The following is a 17764-nucleotide window of genomic DNA, read 5'->3' on the forward strand; positions in this document are numbered from 1 at the left end:
TTCTGAACGTGCAGGGAAGCGACTAGGTAAAACATATGACACGTTTGTTACCAGTCATGGGGATCCTGCTCGGCTGCTGCCCGCTCGGCGTGGCGGCCCAGGAAGCTGTCGCGCAGATCGCCGCGCAAGAGCAGGTCACGCCGCAAGACGCGTCGATGCCCGCACTGCCGACGCCCCCGGGGTTGGAGCAGGCGCAGCTGCGCGCAGGCGGCAAAGGCGCGAACGGCACCCGCATGGCGGCGCTGGAGATCGCGCTCGCGCCCGGCTGGAAAACCTATTGGCGCTCGCCTGGCGATGCGGGCATCCCGCCGCAGATTCAGTTCACCGGGTCGAGCAATCTCGCCTCGGCCGTGGTCCACTGGCCCGCGCCGGAAGTCTTCCTGTCTTCCGGCATGCGCACCGTCGGCTATCACGACGGCGTCGTGCTGCCGATTTCGGTGACGCCGAAAGATCCGGGCAAGCCGGTGCAGTTGAAAGCCGATGTGATGATCGGGATCTGCGACAATATCTGTGTTCCGGTCAGCCTGCATCTGCAGACCGAGGTCACCGGAGACGGCACGCCTGACCCGAAAATTCAGGCCGCGCTCGCGCGTGAGCCACGCAAGATCGACCCGCAGACGCGCTGCGAGACGGAGCCTATGAAGGATGGGGTTCGGTTGACGGCGCGGGTCGATTTGCCGCCCGCGATCGGCACGGAAAACGCGCTTCTGGAACTCGCCTCGCGCCCGGTCTGGGTGTCCGAGGCCGACAGCCACCGTGAGGGCGACACGCTCGTGACCAGCGCCGACTTCGTGCCGCCGGACGCGAAGCCCTTCGACCTCGACCCCAGCGATCTGCGCATCACCGTGCTCTCGGATCGCGGCGCGGTCGAGATCATGGGCTGCACCGAGTAATCAGCTCTCTCGAAGTTCGTGGGCGTCAGACTTCCGGCGGCGGTCGGTGGCGGATATGGCCGCGCAACAGCCGTGGCGCGATCAGCCCTGCCCCCATCGCCACCATTCCCGCGATCAGCGCGAAGCCTCCGAAGGCGGGCATCAGCGCCTGACCCTCCCACATCGCACGGCCCAGCGTGAGCGCGAAGCCCACGGCCATCAGCGCCGCGACGCCAGCCAGCACAGCGCGCAGCCGCACGACCCGCACGCCGTGACGCACCGCCTGCACCTGCCGCCCGAAATCGAGCTGCACCGCGAGCACCGCAGGCACGACCAGCAGCACGATGATCATCCCGAAGCCCAGACCGTAGACCAGCGTGATGACGGTGGATTTCAGGAATAGGGCCGAGCTGGACTGTTCATATAGAAGCGGCGCGAGGCCCAGAACCGTCGTCAGCGTCGTCAACAGCACGGGGCGCAGGCGATCCGAGACTGCATCGACGATGGCGGGCACGATCCCCCGCTTCTCGGCATATTCATCCACCGTCGAGATCAGAACGATCGCATCGTTGATGATGATCCCGATCATCCCGATCCCGCCGACTACGGCAAACATCGACATCGGCAGGTTCCAGACATAGTGGCCCCAGATCGCGCCGACCGCGCCGAAGGGGATCACCGACATCACCACGATCGGCCTTGTCCAGCTCGCGAAGATCCACGCGAGCACGATGTAGATTCCGATCAGACACATGATCAGGCCGATCATCGCGTCGTTCATGAAGTCGCGTTCCTGCTCGGCCTGCCCGGTGAGCGTATAGGCCACGCCGCGTTCTTCGGAGATCCGCGGCAGGATTTCGTCGGAGATGCGCGCCAGAATTTCGTTGGCTCGCGCGGGATCGTCTTCGGAGACATCGCCCGTGACCGAGACCTGCCGCACGCCATCCTCGCGCCGGATCGTCGAGAAGCCGGTCTGGCTGCGCACCGAGACGATATCGGCCAGCGGCACCCATTCGCCACCGGGCGCGCGCAGCTGCATCCGGTCGATGAAATCGGCGGCCAGCTCTTCGTCGGGCAGTTCCACACGGATCGTGGCCGAGCGCACCCCATCGGGGAAGCTCGCAGCCTCGGTGCCGTTCAGACGCGCGCGCAATTCACGACCCAGCGTCGCAATGTCGAAGCCCAGCGCCTCGCCCTGCGGGGTGAGATCGAGGATCAGCTCCTGCTTGTCATAGGCAAGGTTGTCCTCCACCGCCGAGACTTCGGGGAATTGCGCAAGCTGCGTCTTCAGGTCTTCGGCGGCGTCTTTCAGTATGCGCGTCTCGTTGCCCGAGAACTGCACCGCGATCCCGTCCCCAGCGCCGCCGGAGCGGAAGCGGCGGAAGCTGATCTCTTCGACCAGCGGCAGGCGCGGGGTTTCGGCCTGCAGCCGCGAGACGAAATCGAAGCTGGAATAAGGCCGGTAATCGGGATCGATCACCTCGATCGAAAGCGAGCCGAGAAGATCGGCATCCTTGGTATCGGCAGAGGCCAGCCCCCGGCCCGATGCGCCGCCAATCTGCCCGATCGCGTATTCGACGGGGTTCACGCCGTATTCGTCCTCGAATTCCTTGGCGACCTTGGTCACGGTCGCCTGCATCGTGCGCATCATCTCTTCGGTGTCGGCCCGGGTCGCGCCCTCGACCATCGAGAAGGCGCCGTTCACCGTCGATTGCTCGGGCGGGTTGAAGAAGCGCCATTGCACCTTGCCCGACATCACGAAGCTGACCTGCCACAGCAGAAGCGCGATCGCCGCCGCGATCACCGGGTAGCGCCCGATGACGATCAGCCGGGTGAGCGGCTTCATCACCACGCGGCGGAACCAGTCGAGCCCGCAGTTCACCTGCCGCGAGGGCCAGTCGTACCATTTGCCCTCGGAGGTGTGGCGCAGCGCGTGGCTCATGTGATTGGGCAGGATCACGAAACACTCGATCAGCGAGGCGGCGAGCACCGCGATCACCGTATAGGGGATATCGACGATCATATTGCCCATGCGCCCGCCGATCACGGTCAGCCCTGCGAAGGCGATTACGGTCGTCAGGGTCGAGGCGAAAACCGGCGCCGCCATGCGCCGCGCGCCGTTCTCGGCGGCAAGCGTGGGATGCTCTCCCAGATGGCGCGCACGGAAATCGGCATGCTCGCCCACCACGATCGCATCGTCGACCACGATCCCCAGCGTCAGGATGAGCGCGAAGATCGAGATCATGTTCAGCGTCATGCCGGTGAAATACATCACCGCCAGCGCCGCAGCCATCGAGGTCGGGATCCCCATCGCCACCCAGAAGGCCGTGCGCGCATTGAGGAACAAAAACAGCAGCACCAGCACGAGGCTCAGCCCCAGCACCCCGTTGCCCACCAGCAGGTCGAGGCGCTGTGTGATTGCGTCGGACCGCGTGCGCACCAGATCCATCGTGGTGCCCGCAGGCAGGGTCGGCTGCATCTGGTCGATCACGCCTTCGACCTTGTGCTGGATCGCGATCGCATCGCCCGCCGCCGAGCGCGCGACATTGATCACCACCGCCGAGTTGTCGCCCACGAAATAGGCCCGGTTCCGGTCGCCGCCTTCGACGCGGATATTGGCGACATCGCCCACGGTCAGCTGCGAGCCGTCCGGTTCGGTGCGGATCACGAGGTTCTCGATCTCGGGAGCGGAGCGGCGTTCTTCGCCAGTGCGCACCCGCGTGGCCCCGCCCGCCACTTCGCCCGCCGGATCGGTATTCGCCTCGGCGGAGATCACGTCGATGATCTGGGTCAGCGTTACGTCATGCGCCATCATCGAAACTGTCGGCACTTCGACCACCGTTTCGGGGGCCGCGATCCCGGCAAGCGAGGTGCGCGTGACGCCCTGCTGATAGAGCCGCACCACCGCCTCATCGCCCAACCGGCCCAGCTGCTCGGGCGAAAGCGGCCCGGTGATTACCAGATCGGTCACCGTGTCGCGCCAGACGCCGCGCGCCACTTCGGGCTCCTCCGCGCCCTCGGGCAGATCGCCTGCCGAGGCCAGCGCGTTCTCGACATCATTGACCGCGCGGGACATGTCCCAGTCGGGTTCGAAATCGAGACTGATCCGCGCCGAGCCTTCTGAGGCGCGGCTGTCCGAGGCTTCCACCCCCTCGACCGAAATCAGCGAGGGTTCCAGCACCTGAACAATCGCCCGGTCGACCTCCTCCGCGCCTGCGCCGTCCCATTTCACCGAGACGGTGATCGATTCCTCGACCGAATCCGGGAAGAACTGCGCGCGCATCCGCGGCAGGGCGACGAGCCCCGCGCAGATCATCACCACCAGCACGATATTCGCCAGGGTCGCGTGGCGGGTGAAGAGGCCGATCAGTCCGCGACCGGGCGGCAGCTCTCTGGGGTCGAGGCCAGACGCCATCTCAGCCTCCGATCCGGGATTCGAGCTTCTCGACGGTAGCGACGGGCACCTCCTCCTGCTTCAGCTCGGCAAGAAAGCGTTGCTTGGCGTTGTCCGGCATCGCGGTATTCGTCTCGACGAAGCTGACCAGCTTGGCGCGGCGCTCGGGATCGAGATTGATCGTCTCGGGCTCGGTGGCCGCCTGCGGCTGGCCGGGGCGCATCGGGCGCAGCTTGATCCCGCGGCCTAGAAGCGGCGTGCGCTCGGCCACGATCTCGGTGCCGGGCGCGAATGTGGCGCGGATGATGACAGCGTCGCCCTGACGGCGCAGCACGGTGACATCGGCGCTTTCCAGACGGTCTTCCGGACCGAGCACCAGAACCGTGCTATCCGCATCGACGGCTGCGGCGGGGATCTCCGCGACATTCTCGAGCGCGGGCTCTTTCAGCCGGACGGTCACGAAATCGCCCGGACGCAGATTGCCCAAACCTTCGGTGATGCGCGCAAACAGCAGGCGCCCCGTCACCCCATCATCGACCGCCGCCGAGACGCGCGACAGCTCGGCCTTGGCGGTCAGCGTCTCCTCTCCCGCGACCAGCTCCACGCCCACGGGCAGATCGCGCAGCGCGCCGCGATCGTCGGTCAGGCGCGCGAATTGCGCGGTGGAGACACGGAAGGCGATTTCCAGCGCGTTGGGGTCGATCAGCTTGCCCAGCATCTCGTTGTTCGACACCAGCCCGCCCGCGACCGCGTTCACCTCGGCCAGACGTCCCGGGAATTCGGCGCGAATTTCAGTATCGGCCAGTTTGCGGTCGGCTTCGGTGAGGCTGATCTTGGCGCGGGTCAGCGAGGTGCGCGCGGTATCGAGTTGCGCCTGCGCGGTCGACAATGCCGAGCGGCGGTTCAGCACCGCCTGATCGGCCGCCGAGGCCGCCAGTTCCGAGGTCTCCAGATTGGCCGCCGAGCCGACGCCCCGCTCCGAGAGCGAGCGCTGCCGGTCGAGCGCCTTGAGCCGCAGGTCCGCCTGCCGCTGTGCCGCTGTAACATCGTCCTTCGATATGGCCAAAGCGCGTTCCGCCTGCGCAAGCGCGGCCTCTGCCTCGGCCACGGTCGCCGCGGCGCTGTCGCGCGCCGCCTGCGCTTCTGCCGGGTCCAGCTTGACCAGAAGCTCGCCCTTCTCGACCTCCGCGCCATCCTCGAAATCGGGGGCAAGTTCGACAATCGTACCCGCCGCCGAAGCGCGTAGCTCCAGCTCGCGGGTCGAGCGCACCTCGCCATAGGCGGTCAGCACCGGCGACATCGTCTTGAAGGTGACCGGGATCACATTGGCCGCGAAAACCCGTTCGCGCGCGGTGGGCGCGCGCCCGCTCTCGGCATTGCGGGCCTGCATCGCCTGAAAGATCGAGAAGCCGCCCATCGCCAGCAGGCCGACGGTCAGCGCCAGAAGAAACAGCCCCATCAGGGAGCGGGTGAGAAAGCGCATGGCGTCTCCGATCTGTCGTCAGTGCTGCGGGCGCTCGCAATTGTCCACGGTCGCGCGATTTCCATGTTACCTTGCCGAAATAGGTGCAGGGAATGGTTATCTCTACGCGTCACGGCGCCACGTCCGTCACTTTTTCACGAAAGCGCGACCGTTTGGCGCGGTTTACGCTTGGTCGCGACGGGCCCGAATTTGCAGAAGATCGGCCCAGGCTTCGCGCTTGGCGGCCGGGTTGCGCAGTAGATAGGCCGGGTGCGTCATCGGCAACGTGGGCCGCCCGAAGGCCTCGGCCCAGGTGCCCCGCAACCGCAGGATGCCGCGCTTGCCGAGCGCCGCCGCACAGGCGGCATTGCCCATCAGAACGATCAGGTCGGGATCGGCCAGATCGACATGGCGGGCGAGGAAGGGCAGCATCTGCGCGATCTCGGCAGGCGAGGGATCGCGATTGCCCGGCGGACGCCAAGGCAGGACATTGGTGATATAGAGTGCCGCCTCGGCATCGGGCGATTGCCGCGAGAGGCCGATCGCGCCAAACATCTTGTCGAGAAGCTGACCGGCGCGGCCGACGAATGGCAGGCCCTTCTGGTCCTCCTCGCGCCCCGGCGCCTCGCCGATGATCATCACCCGCGCGGCAGGCTTGCCATCGGCAAAGACTGTGTTGCGCGCGCCGAGCTTCAGATCGCACATATCGTAGGAGTCGATGGCGGCGCGCAGCGCTTCGAGCGTGTCGGCCTTGCCCGCCGCATCGCCTGCGACGACGACCGGATCGGGACCCTCGATTTTCGCCATCTGCGCGACTGGCGGCAACTCCCGGTCCGCCACAGGCGCGGCCTCGGGCGCCTTCGCCTTGGCCTGCGCGGATTTGTCGGGCAGCTCGTAGCAATCGACAGGCGTATCGCCGATGACCGTATCGACGCCCATTTCCAGCTGCCATTCGAGGGCGGCCAGAGCGGCGTGATAGTCGAGTTCCGGTGTCGGCTGAGTCTCCATTGCGCGACCCTACCTCATGGGTGCTGCGACGGTAAAGCGGCTGGACGCCCGCCCCCCCGTTTGCCATAAGCATCGAAGTCTAACCGGAGCATCGCGCAATGGCTTTTCGCCCAAGGCACCTGCTGGGGATCGAACATCTGAGCCCCGAGGATATCCTCACCGTTCTCGACCTCGCCGAAAAATATGTGGATCTGAACCGTCGCACGGTGAAAAAGACCGACGCGTTGGCCGGGATGACCGCGATCAACATGTTCTTCGAGAATTCGACGCGGACCCAATCCAGTTTCGAGCTTGCGGGCAAGCGGCTCGGGGCGGACGTCATGAACATGTCGATGCAGACCTCGTCGGTGAAGAAGGGCGAGACCCTGATCGACACCGCACTGACGCTGAACGCGATGCATCCCGATCTGCTGGTGGTGCGGCATGGCTCGTCCGGCGCGGTCGATCTGCTGGCGCAGAAAGTCGAATGCGCGGTGATCAATGCGGGCGACGGCAAGCACGAACATCCCACGCAGGCGCTTCTGGATGCGCTGACGATCCGGCGCGAGAAAGGCCGGATCAAACGCCTCACCGTCGCGATCTGCGGCGATGTCGCCCATAGCCGCGTCGCGCGCTCGAACCTGATCCTGCTGGGCAAGATGGAAAACCGCGTGCGCCTGATCGCGCCGCCGACCCTCATGCCCTCGGGCGTGTCCGAATTCGGCTGCGAGGTCTATCACGACATGCGCGAAGGCCTGCGCGACGCCGATGTCGTCATGATGCTCCGGCTTCAGAAAGAGCGGATGGATGGCGGCTTCATCCCCTCCGAGCGCGAATATTTCCACCGTTACGGGCTGGATGCCGAGAAGCTCGCCTTCGCCAAGGAAGACGCGATCGTCATGCATCCCGGCCCGATGAACCGTGGCGTCGAAATCGACGGCACCATCGCCGACGACATCAACCGCTCGGTCATTCAGGAACAGGTCGAGATGGGCGTGGCGGTGCGGATGGCGGTGATGGATCTTCTGGCGCGCAACCTGCGGGCCGAGCGCGGGCGCGCTCTCACGGAGGGCACCTATGTCTAAGATCGAGCGCGACGAAGTTCTCAACTACCGCCCCGGCCCCGAAAGCGAATTGCCGCTGGACGAGGGCGAAAAGGTTCTGGCCGTCTTCACGGCGGACAAGAAACGCTATTGGACCGATCACGCGGTTCTGGCCGTGATCGGCGCGGTGCTGATCTCGACGGTGCTGTTCTGGCTCGGCAAGCCTAATCAGGTGGTGATCGCGAGCTTCGCCGTCGTGGTCGGTATGGCAGCGCGCGGGCTCTATTTCCGCTCGGAGGCCTTCGCGCGGCGCTGGCAGCTGACGGACAAGCGGCTGATCGGGCCGCAGGGCAAACAGGTGATGCTGCTGCAAATCTCCGGCGTGCGCTCGCTGATGGGCGATGTGCAGGTCGTGACGACGGCGGGCGACAAGCACCTGATCCGCCACCTCGCCGATGCGGGGCCCGTGGTGCGTGAGATCGAGAGCGCGCAGGCCGCGCGCAAACTGGTGGCGAAGTGAGGCACGACGCATGACCCTTTTCCTCGAAAACGCCAAGCTGATCGACCCCGAGGCGCTGACCGAAACCACCGGAAACGTGGTGATCGACGGAGGCCTAATCGCGGCGATCGGCGACATGTCCGCCCCCGCCGATGCCGAGGTGATCGATTGCGGCGGTAAATACCTCGCGCCGGGGATCGTAGATCTGGGCGTGAAGATCGGCGAGCCGGGCGAGCGCCACATGGAAAGCTTCCGCACGGCGGCGCTGGCCGCCGCAGCCGGGGGCGTGACCACCATCATCGCCCGCCCCGACACGCAGCCCGCCATCGACACCCCCGAGACGCTGGAATTCGTCACCCGCCGCGCGGCGGACGCGCCGGTCCGCATCCTGCATATGGCGGCGCTGACCAAGGGCCGCGACGGGCAGGAAATGACCGAGATCGGCTTTCTGAAAGATGCGGGCGCGGTGGCATTCACCGACGTCACGCGCGTCTCGGATCAGACCAAGGTGCTGCAACGCGCCTTTACCTATGCAGCCCATTTGGGCGCTCTAGTGATCGGCCATCCGCAAGAGCCGGTCCTGTCGAAAGGCGCGGCCGTCACTTCGGGCAAATTCGCCTCGCTGCGGGGCTTGCCGGGCGTATCGCCGATGGCCGAGCGGATGGGGCTCGACCGCGATCTGGCGCTGGTGGAGATGACGGGCCTCGCCTATCACGCCGACCAGATCACCACCGCGAAGGCCCTGCCCGCGCTGGCGCGCGCGAAAGAAGCCGGGCTCGATGTGACCGCCGGGGTCTCGATCCACCACCTGACGCTGAACGCGCTCGACGTGGGCGATTACCGGACCTTCTTCAAACTGACGCCGCCGCTGCGCGACGAGGAAGACCGGCTCGCGGTGATCGAGGCGGTGGCCGACGGCACGATCGACGTGATCTGCTCGCTGCATACGCCCGCGGATGAGGAATCCAAGCGCCTGCCCTTCGAGGAAGCGGCCTCCGGCGCGGTCGGGCTCGAGACGATCCTGCCCGCCGCGATGCGCCTTTACCATGCCGGTCAGCTGACCCTGCCACAGCTCTTCCGGGCGATGTCGCTGAACCCGGCGAAGCGTCTGGGATTGCCGCAGGGACGGCTTTGCGAGGGCGCTCCGGCAGACCTCGTGCTCTTCGATCCGGACGCGCCGTTCGTGCTCGACAGGTTTAAATTGCGCTCAAAATCAAAGAATACCCCCTTCGATACTGCTCGAATGGAAGGCAAAACGCTTGCCACATTCGTCGCAGGGGTGCAGGTTTATAACAACAATAACGACTCATAAACGAGGCGAGGGCAGGCATATGCCGGGAATTGAGAACGGGTCAGCATGGCTCGGGCTGGTGGCTGCACTGGGCTACCTGCTCGGATCTGTGCCGTTTGGGCTCGTTATCACCAAGCTTTTCAAACTGGGCGACCTGCGCAAAATCGGCTCCGGCAATATCGGCGCGACGAACGTTCTGCGCACCGGCAGCAAGAGCGCGGCGCTTGCCACCCTTATCCTCGATAGCGGCAAAGGCGCGATTGCGGTTCTCATCGCACGCTACACGCTGGGCGAAACCGCCGCACAAGTGGCGGGCGCGGCCGCCTTCATCGGTCACATCTACCCGGTCTGGCTGCGCTTTCAGGGCGGCAAAGGGGTGGCGACCTTCCTCGGCACGATGATCGCGCTGGCCTGGCCCGTGGGCCTTGCGACCTGCGCCGTCTGGCTGGTCACGGCGCTGCTGACGCGGATTTCCTCGCTCGCGGCGCTGGTTTCGGCGGCGGCAACGGTGCCGCTGGCTTATTTCCTCGGCTATCGCGAATTGATGATGCTGGCGGCGGGCCTTTCGGTGCTGATCTTCTGGCGGCACCGCACCAATATCGCGCGCCTCGCGATGGGCACGGAGCCGAAAATCGGCAAGAAGACCTGAGCCGTCCCGGACGCGACCTCAGACGTGCTGGCCCGCGTTCACCTCGATCTCGGTGCCGGTGACGTAGCTCGACGCATCCGAGCACAGGAACCAGATCACATCCGCCACTTCCGAGGGTTGCCCAAGGCGGCGCAGCGGCAGTTTCTCGACGATCTTCTCGGTGCCGGGGCTGAGGATCGAGGTTTCGATCTCACCCGGCGCGATGGCGTTCACGCGCACCCCGAGCGGCCCGAAATCATGCGCCATTTCGCGCGTCAGCGCCTTGAGCGCGGCTTTCGAGGTGGAATAGGCGGCCCCTGCGAAAGGATGCACCCGCAGACCTGCGATAGAGGTCACGTTGACCACGGCCCCCTGCGCGGTCGACAGCTCCTCGACCAGACCGCGCGCAAGCACGATGGAGGCGAAGAAGTTCACATGGAAGACCTGCCCCCAGGTGCGCAGATCGGTGTCGAGCGTATTGAGCCGCTCACCCTCCGGCCCTTTCGGCGAGATGCCTGCATTGTTGACCAGCGCATGCAGCCGCCCGTCGATCCTGCTGCGAATGTCGGCAATCGCGTCGATCACCTCGTCGGGCTTGGCGAGATCGACCTGGATGTGATCCTCGCGCCCGCCACCCCACGGGCATTGCTCGGGGAAAGGCTGGCGCGAGCAGGTGATGACGCGCCACCCTTCGGCTGCGAAGCGTTTCACCGTGGCGTGGCCGATGCCCCGGCTCGCCCCCGTCAGCAGCATTACTTTGCGATCATCCATTACTCGAACTCCCCGTCAGCGCGCTCCCGACCCTAGTCGGTTTTGTTCCGAGCGCAACGGCCCCGATTGCGCCCTTCCAAACCCGGCGCGAACGGTCTAGCAAGATGGGACCACCCTGCCCGAGGACCAGCCAGATGAGAAAGCAGACCATGGATCGTGACTGGATCGCCACCGCCCGCACCCTCTCGGAAGCCTTGCCCTACCTGCAACGCTATTCCGGCGCCGTGGTCGTGGTGAAATTCGGCGGCAACGCGATGGGCGACGAAGAGGCGATGGCCGATTTCGCCCGCGATATCGTGCTGATGCGTCAGGTCGGCATCTTCCCGGTCGTGGTGCATGGCGGCGGACCGATGATCAATGAGATGCTGGGCAAGCTCGGCATCGAAAGCCAATGGGTCCGCGGCAAGCGCGTGACCGACAAAGCCACCGTCGAAGTGGTCGAGATGATCCTCTCGGGCCTCGTCAACAAGCGCATCGTGCAGGCGATCAACGACCAAGGCGGCCGCGCGGTCGGGATCTCGGGCAAGGATGACGACCTGATGGTCTGCGAGGCGGACGATCCCGAACTGGGCTTCGTCGGTCGTCCGGTCGAGATGAACGTGCAGGTGATCCGCGACCTCTATAACGCGGGCATGATCCCGGTGATCGCCCCGGTCGCGACCGGCATGGCCGATAACGAGACCTTCAACGTCAATGGCGACACCGCAGCCGGCGCCATCGCGGGCGCGCTGCGCGCCGATCGCCTGCTTCTGCTGACCGACGTGGCGGGCGTGAAGAACAAGGCGGGCGAGGTGATCACGCAGCTCACCCCCGAGGACGTGACCGCCCTGATCGAAGACGGCACCATCGCGGGCGGCATGATCCCGAAGGTCGAGACCGCGCTGAAAGCGGTCGACGAGGGCGTGCGCGCGGTGGTCATCGTCGACGGGCGCGTCGCCAATGCCTGCCTGTTGGAGCTGTTCACCGAACATGGGGCGGGCTCGATGATCCGCTCGACAGAGCCGCGCGTGAAACCGCGCAGTGAGTGAGACACCGCCGGTGATCTCTGCCCTCGCCGCGGCGCTGACCCCGCACCGGCTCTTCGTGTCGGGGCTGCTGCATGAGGATGGCGAGACAATCGCGCTGATCTCGCCCGACGAGCCGGGTTTCTGGGATCACGTCACCGCTCAGCCGGAATTCGCCGAGATCGCATCCGATCCGCTGGACCGCTGGTCTGCGCGGGTGATCGGCGCCCTCGCACGGCAATTTGAAGCCCGCGCACTTTTCCCCTTCACCGGCCCGCCCTGGCAGCCTTTCGTAAGCTGGGCCGTGAAAAGCGGACAGAGCTTCGCCTCGCCGGTCCATCTGATGTGCCACGCGCATATGGGCCTCTGGGCCTCGGTGCGGGGCGCGCTGGCCCTGCCTGGCTTGCTTCCCCTGCCCGCACCCGCCGCCAATCCCTGCGTCGGTTGCCCTGCGCCCTGCGCCACCGCCTGCCCGGTCGATGCGCTCAAACCCGACGGTTACGACACGCAAAGCTGTCACGCGCATCTCGACCGCCCCGAAGGCGCGGCCTGTCGCGATCACGGCTGTCTTGCAAGACGCGCTTGCCCGGCAGGTGAAAGCTATGGCAGGCTGCCTCAGCAATCCGCATGGCATATGAGGCAGTTCCACCCATGACACCGCTCGGCTATCGCCGCCTGATCCTGACCCGCCATGCCAAATCCAGCTGGGACGACCCGGCGATGGAAGATCGTGATCGCCCGCTCAATGCGCGCGGACGCGCGGCTGCGCTCGAACTGGGCGATTTCCTCGCCTCGCGCGGGCTGGAGCCGGAAGAGGTGCTCTGCTCCTCGGCGACTCGCACCCGCGAGACATGGGACCGAGTGGAGCGCGCGGTGATCGAGACACGGCCGGAGGTGAGCTATGTCGAGGATCTCTACCACGCAGCCCCCGAGATGATGCTGCAGGTTCTGCGCACCGCCTCCGCGCCGACCGTGATGATGCTGGGCCACAACCCGGGCATCGCGGAATTCGCCCATCGCCTGCCTGCACGCGCCTTGCACGACCCCGATTTCCGCCGCTTCCCGACCTGCGCCACGCTGATCGTCGATTTCCAGATCGACAGCTGGGACGAAGTGCAGCCGGGTCAGGGATCGGTGCTCGATTTCTTCACGCCGACCCGGCGGGGCTGAACACGGCTTTTCCCTCCCGTGATCGTGACGTTAGGGCACGGTTTTCTATGGCCAGCCGCGCGCCTGTGCCCTATCTCTCTGGCGTAATCATCACAGGAGGGTTTCCATGTCCGCTCAAACGCCGAAACGCATCGCCGTCACCGGGGCTGCCGGTCAGATCTGCTACGCGCTGCTGTTCCGCATCGCCAAGGGGGATGTCTACGGTCCCGATCAGCCGGTGATCTTGCAGCTTCTGGACCTGCCGCAGGCGCTCGACGCGGTGCGTGGCGTGGTGATGGAGCTGGAAGACTGCGCCTTCCCGCTGCTCGCTGGCACCGTTGTGACCGATGATCCGGTGACCGCCTTCACCGATATCGATGCCGCTTTCTTCGTGGGCTCGCGTCCGCGCACCAAAGGCATGGAGCGCCGCGATCTGCTGTCGGCCAATGCCGAGATCTTCCGCGTGCAGGGCGAAGCCCTCGACAAGGCTGCCAAGCGCGACGCGAAATGTGTGGTCGTCGGCAACCCGGCCAACACCAACGCGATGATCCTCGCGGCCAACGCGCCGAACTTCCCGACCGAGAACATCACCGCGATGATCCGGCTCGACCACAACCGCGCGCTGACGCAATTCGCGTCGAAGGCCGATCTGCATGTCGACGACATCGAGCGTTTCGTGGTCTGGGGCAACCACTCGCCTACCATGTTCGCCGACTGGACCGAAGCCGAAGCGAAGGGCCGCAAGCTCTCCGAGATCATCGGCGACGAGACCTGGTATCGCGAGACGTTGATCCCGCAGGTTGCCACCCGTGGCGCTGCGATCATCGAAGCGCGTGGCGCGTCCTCGGCCGCCTCCGCCGCCAATGCCGCGATCGATCACATGCATGACTGGATCCACGGCACCGATGGCAAATGGGTGTCGATGGCCGTGCCGTCGACCGGCCTCTACGACATCCCCGAGGGGCTGATGGTCGGCCTGCCGGTGATCTGCAAGGACGGTCATTACGAGCGCGTCGAAGGTCTGGAATTCAACGATTTCCAGAAAGAGATGATGGCCCGCACCGTCGGCGAACTGGAAGAAGAGCGCGAAGCGGTTTCCGACCTTCTTTAAATCAGACGCGAATATAGAAAAGGGGCGGCACGAGTATTCGCGCCGCCCCTTTTTTAATTCTACGCCTTGGCGGAAATATCCCACGGGGGTCTGGGGGTGTGAAACCCCCAGCCTTTGCCCCCGGCCCTGCCTCAGTGTCCGAGGATCTGGCTCAGGAACTGCTGGGTCCGCTCGGATTTCGGGTTGTTGAAGAAGTCGTGCGGGTTGTTCTGCTCGACGATCTGACCGTCGGCCATGAAGATCACCCGGTTCGCCACCGCCTGTGCGAAGCCCATCTCGTGGGTCACGCAGAGCATGGTCATCCCCTCTTCCGCCAGCTCGATCATCGTGTCGAGCACTTCCTTGATCATCTCCGGATCGAGCGCCGATGTCGGTTCGTCGAAGAGCATGATCCGCGGCTTCATGCACAGCGAGCGCGCGATCGCCACACGCTGCTGCTGACCGCCCGAAAGCTGGCCGGGATACTTGTCGGCCTGCTCGGGGATTTTCACCTTCTCGAGGTAATGCATCGCCGTCGCTTCGGCTTCCTTCTTGGGCGTCTTGCGCACCCAGATCGGGGCCAGCGTCAGGTTCTCGAGAATGGTCAGATGCGGGAACAGGTTGAAGTGCTGGAACACCATGCCGACTTCGCGGCGGACCTTGTCGATGTTCTTCAGGTCGTTCGTCAGCTCGATCCCGTCGACGACGATCTTGCCCGCCTGGTGTTCCTCCAGACGGTTGATGCAGCGGATCAGCGTCGATTTCCCCGAGCCCGAGGGCCCGGCGATGACGATACGCTCACCACGCTGCACGGTCAGATCGATGTCGCGCAGGACGTGGAACTGGCCATACCACTTGTTCATGTTCTCGATCTGGATCGCGACCTCGTCGGAGACCTGCATATGGCTGCGGTCGACCTGACGTTCGAATTGCGGTTCGGTCATTGTGTCTAGTCCCCGATTAATGGTTATCACGCTGCAGTCGACGCTCGAGAGACATCGAGTAGCGCGACATGGCGAAGTTCAGGATAAAGAAGATGGCGCCGACGAAGATGAAGGGCTCCCAGTAGATGCCTTTCCAGTTGAAGTCGGCGCGGATGAAGTCCGGGATGCCCTTGAGCGGGTCGAAGAGACCCACGAACACGACCAGCGTCGTATCCTTGAACATGCCGATGAAGGTGGAGACGATGCCCGGGATCGAAATCTTCAGCGCCTGCGGCAGGATGATCAGCCGCTGCGCCTTCCAGTAATCGAGCCCCAGCGCATCAGCCGCCTCGTATTGGCCCCGCGGGAGTGCTGCGAGACCGCCGCGGATCACCTCGGCGATATAAGCGGCTGCGAAGAAGGTCACGAGGATCATCACCCGCAGGATGATGTCGAAATTCGTGCCCGGCGGCAGGAAGTAGTTCAGCAGCAGCGAGGCCACGAACAGGAGCGTGATCAGCGGCACGCCGCGGATGAACTCGATGAAGACCACCGAGAAGCCTTTGACCAGCGGCATGTCCGATTGCCGCCCGAGCGCGAGCACGATCCCCAGCGGCAGCGACATCATGATGCCGCCCACGCCCAGCGTGATCGCCAGCAGGAAGCCCCCGAATTTGGCGGAGTCCACTGATTCCAGCCCCCAAGGCAGGATCGCCTGCAACCCGCCGATGAGCGGGCCCACCACGAAGAGGAAGTAGAGGATCGCGACGAAAGCGCCGATCGAGAAGGCCATGATTGAGCCAAGCCGCGGTGACAGCAGCAACAGGATCGCCGCGCCCAGCACGAAGCCCGCGAAGATCATGACCGGCGTCCAGCCGGAGCCGCCCCAGAGCAGCCACACGGCGAGGAACGGGTAGACCGGCGTGAACCAGGCCAGCACGCGCGGCACCCAAGTGAAAAGAAGCGGACCGACCGCCACGAAGAGCAGCAGGAAGGTCAGGATCGGGCGCCAGTACAGTTCCGGCGGGTAGAAGCCGAAGATGAACTGGTGCCAACGCTCGCGGATCACCGCCCAGCAGGCGCCGGTCGCGCCTTCGCCGTAACGGTCGGTGATGATCGTGCGGCATTCCTTGATCGAGTTGGCGTCCCAGACGCCATGCAGGAACCAAGGCAGGAAATGCATGACCAGCGTGTAGATCAAGGCCACGCCCAGAAGGGTCAGCAACGTGTTCAACCAGCCCGAGAACAGGTTCTCGCGCAGCCATTGGACCGCACCGGACTGCCCTGCGGGGGCAGGCTGCTGCGGCAGCATCGTGTCGCGGACATAGGCGACGGAATGGGCTTGTGTATCGCTCATCTCACCGCTCCTTCAGCTTCACGCGATTGTTGTAGACGTTCATCACGCCCGAGATCGACAGCGAGATCGCGAGGTAGATCAGCATCATCAGCGTGATCGCCTCAAGCTCGCGCCCGGTCTGGTTCAGGGTGATACCGCCCAACGTGCCGCGCAGTTCCAGATAGCCCACGGCGATCGCGAGCGAGGAGTTCTTCGTCAGGTTCAGATATTGCGAGATCAGCGGCGGGATGATGACCCGCAGCGCCTGCGGCAGGATCACGAGGCTCATCGTGCGATTGGCTCGCAGACCCAGCGCGAAGGCGGCCTCGGTCTGGCCTTTCGAGATGGCGAGGATACCGGCGCGGACGATCTCGGCGATGAAGGCCGCCGTATAGAGCGACAGGCCGAGCCAGAGCGCCACGAAGGAGTTCGACACGTTCGTGCCGCCGGTGAAGTTGAAGCCCTTGATCTGGGGCTCTTCGGGATTGATCCCGAGCGCAATGGCGAGGATCACGACGGGCGCGATCAGCACGAGCGCGCTCTTCCACCACATTGTAGGTCGGACCCCGGTCGCCTCCTGCACCTTGGCGGCGTGGGTCAGCATCCGCTTGTTCACCCAGATCGAAGCAATCAGCACGATCACGAGCGCGAGGAAGTTCAGCGAGATCGGCGCCAGCGCCGTGTCGAGCGACCCGAGCGAGCGATCGAAATGCACCGAGGGGATCGCGGTGTAGCGATTGGTGAAAGCGACCGAGTCGAGCAGCATCGAAGCCTGTGCCTCGCCCGTCTGCTGGTTCACCTTATAGGCGTTGGGCGACGGGGCCACATCGGTCAGCAGCGCGATCGCCACGAGGATCCACAGCAGCACCGGAATGTTGCGGAAGACCTCGACATAGACGGTCATCAGCCGCGCCACGAGCCAGTTCTTCGACAGGCGCAGCACGCCCACGAAGATCCCGATGATCGTCGCGGCGACGCAGCCCAGGAAGGACACCCAGAGCGTGTTGATGAGGCCGACAAGCAGCGCACGTCCGTGGCTCATGTCGTTGTTATACGGGATGATCGCATTGCCGATATCGTAACCGGCCCTCTGCCCGAGGAAGGAGAAATTGAAATCCTTCCCGAGGTCGTTGAGGTTCTGGATCACATTGTCCACCAGCCATGCCGCGCCGCCCATCACGAGGATGAAGACGATCGCCTGAATCGTCAGGGAGCGATAACGCGTGTCATAGATAAGCTGGCTGAGCCGGAAGCCCTGCTCCGGCGCGTCGGGCGCGCTTGTCATTCTTATTTCCCCTGTTGCCGCGTCGTTATT

At 64.9% G+C, this 17764-nt stretch carries 16 protein-coding genes; 9 read left to right on the top strand and 7 right to left on the bottom strand.

The features are described from left to right. The first annotated feature begins 35 nt into the window (after nt 1-35). Nucleotides 36-893 carry a protein-disulfide reductase DsbD domain-containing protein gene (locus BMI91_RS05910; RefSeq protein ID WP_078604273.1) on the top strand — a complete coding sequence of 286 codons (858 nt, stop codon included), beginning with the start codon at nt 36-38 and terminating at the stop codon, nt 891-893. Nucleotides 894-918: 25 nt separating this feature from the next. On the opposite strand, the gene BMI91_RS05915 is transcribed toward BMI91_RS05910, so the two are convergent. From BMI91_RS05915 to BMI91_RS05925, 3 genes are all read right to left on the bottom strand, one after another. Then, nucleotides 919-4287: an efflux RND transporter permease subunit gene (locus BMI91_RS05915; RefSeq protein WP_078604274.1), complete on the bottom strand. Its 3369-nt coding sequence runs from the start codon at nt 4285-4287 to the stop codon at nt 919-921. Nucleotide 4288: 1 nt separating this feature from the next. After that, on the bottom strand, nt 4289-5749 hold the full coding sequence (locus BMI91_RS05920) for an efflux RND transporter periplasmic adaptor subunit (RefSeq protein WP_078604275.1): 1461 nt from the start codon (nt 5747-5749) through the stop codon (nt 4289-4291). A gap of 162 nt (nt 5750-5911) precedes the next feature. Next, the gene (locus BMI91_RS05925; RefSeq protein ID WP_078604276.1) at nt 5912-6736 is read right to left on the bottom strand and encodes a uracil-DNA glycosylase; all 825 of its coding nucleotides are present in this window, start codon (nt 6734-6736) and stop codon (nt 5912-5914) included. Nucleotides 6737-6834: 98 nt separating this feature from the next. Here BMI91_RS05925 and BMI91_RS05930 point away from each other — a divergent pair, with 98 nt between their 5' ends. From BMI91_RS05930 to plsY, 4 genes are read left to right on the top strand one after another with little or no spacing between them, the layout of a single operon-like run. Next, nucleotides 6835-7800: an aspartate carbamoyltransferase catalytic subunit gene (locus BMI91_RS05930; RefSeq protein WP_078540183.1), complete on the top strand. Its 966-nt coding sequence runs from the start codon at nt 6835-6837 to the stop codon at nt 7798-7800. Further along, nucleotides 7793-8278 (top strand): hypothetical protein, encoded by a 486-nt coding sequence (locus BMI91_RS05935; protein WP_078602038.1) that lies wholly within the window; start codon nt 7793-7795, stop codon nt 8276-8278. The genes BMI91_RS05930 and BMI91_RS05935 overlap by 8 nt, the downstream gene beginning before the upstream one ends. 10 nt (nt 8279-8288) lie before the next feature. After that, entirely contained in the window at nt 8289-9569 is a 1281-nt protein-coding gene (gene pyrC, locus BMI91_RS05940) for a dihydroorotase (RefSeq protein WP_078604277.1), read from the top strand. Between the two features lie 19 nt (nt 9570-9588). Further along, a complete protein-coding gene (gene plsY, locus BMI91_RS05945; protein ID WP_078604278.1) occupies nt 9589-10197 on the top strand; it encodes a glycerol-3-phosphate 1-O-acyltransferase PlsY in 609 nt (202 codons plus the stop codon). Nucleotides 10198-10215: 18 nt separating this feature from the next. On the opposite strand, the gene BMI91_RS05950 is transcribed toward plsY, so the two are convergent. Beyond that, entirely contained in the window at nt 10216-10947 is a 732-nt protein-coding gene (locus tag BMI91_RS05950; protein WP_078571373.1) for an SDR family NAD(P)-dependent oxidoreductase, read from the bottom strand. A 149-nt stretch (nt 10948-11096) separates the two neighbouring features. On the opposite strand from BMI91_RS05950, the gene argB reads away from it, so the two are divergent. The 4 genes from argB to BMI91_RS05970 all read left to right on the top strand — a co-directional run bounded on the left by argB (nt 11097) and on the right by BMI91_RS05970 (nt 14211). Further along, nucleotides 11097-11975, top strand: a complete 879-nt coding sequence (gene argB / locus BMI91_RS05955; protein ID WP_078604279.1) for an acetylglutamate kinase — start codon at nt 11097-11099, stop codon at nt 11973-11975. After that, nucleotides 11968-12606 (top strand): ferredoxin, encoded by a 639-nt coding sequence (locus BMI91_RS05960; protein ID WP_078604280.1) that lies wholly within the window; start codon nt 11968-11970, stop codon nt 12604-12606. The genes argB and BMI91_RS05960 overlap by 8 nt, the downstream gene beginning before the upstream one ends. Next, nucleotides 12603-13121, top strand: a complete 519-nt coding sequence (locus tag BMI91_RS05965) for a SixA phosphatase family protein (protein ID WP_078521763.1) — start codon at nt 12603-12605, stop codon at nt 13119-13121. Before BMI91_RS05960 ends, BMI91_RS05965 begins: the two co-directional genes overlap by 4 nt. 106 nt (nt 13122-13227) lie before the next feature. Next, nucleotides 13228-14211, top strand: a complete 984-nt coding sequence (locus BMI91_RS05970) for a malate dehydrogenase (protein ID WP_078604281.1) — start codon at nt 13228-13230, stop codon at nt 14209-14211. Between the two features lie 131 nt (nt 14212-14342). Here the strand turns inward: BMI91_RS05970 and BMI91_RS05975 are convergent, their stop codons facing one another. Genes BMI91_RS05975 through BMI91_RS05985 form a run of 3 tightly spaced genes read right to left on the bottom strand, consistent with a single transcriptional unit; the run spans nt 14343 to nt 17734 of the window. Then, nucleotides 14343-15134, bottom strand: coding sequence for an amino acid ABC transporter ATP-binding protein (locus BMI91_RS05975; protein ID WP_078540191.1), 792 nt, complete (start codon nt 15132-15134; stop codon nt 14343-14345). A gap of 16 nt (nt 15135-15150) precedes the next feature. After that, nucleotides 15151-16470, bottom strand: a complete 1320-nt coding sequence (locus BMI91_RS05980; protein WP_078604282.1) for an amino acid ABC transporter permease — start codon at nt 16468-16470, stop codon at nt 15151-15153. A 1-nt stretch (nt 16471) separates the two neighbouring features. Beyond that, on the bottom strand, nt 16472-17734 hold the full coding sequence (locus tag BMI91_RS05985) for an amino acid ABC transporter permease (RefSeq protein WP_078521770.1): 1263 nt from the start codon (nt 17732-17734) through the stop codon (nt 16472-16474). Nucleotides 17735-17764: the final 30 nt, after the last annotated feature.

Source organism: Thioclava sediminum, from assembly GCF_002020355.1.
Taxonomy (GTDB): Bacteria; Pseudomonadota; Alphaproteobacteria; order Rhodobacterales; family Rhodobacteraceae; genus Thioclava; species Thioclava sediminum.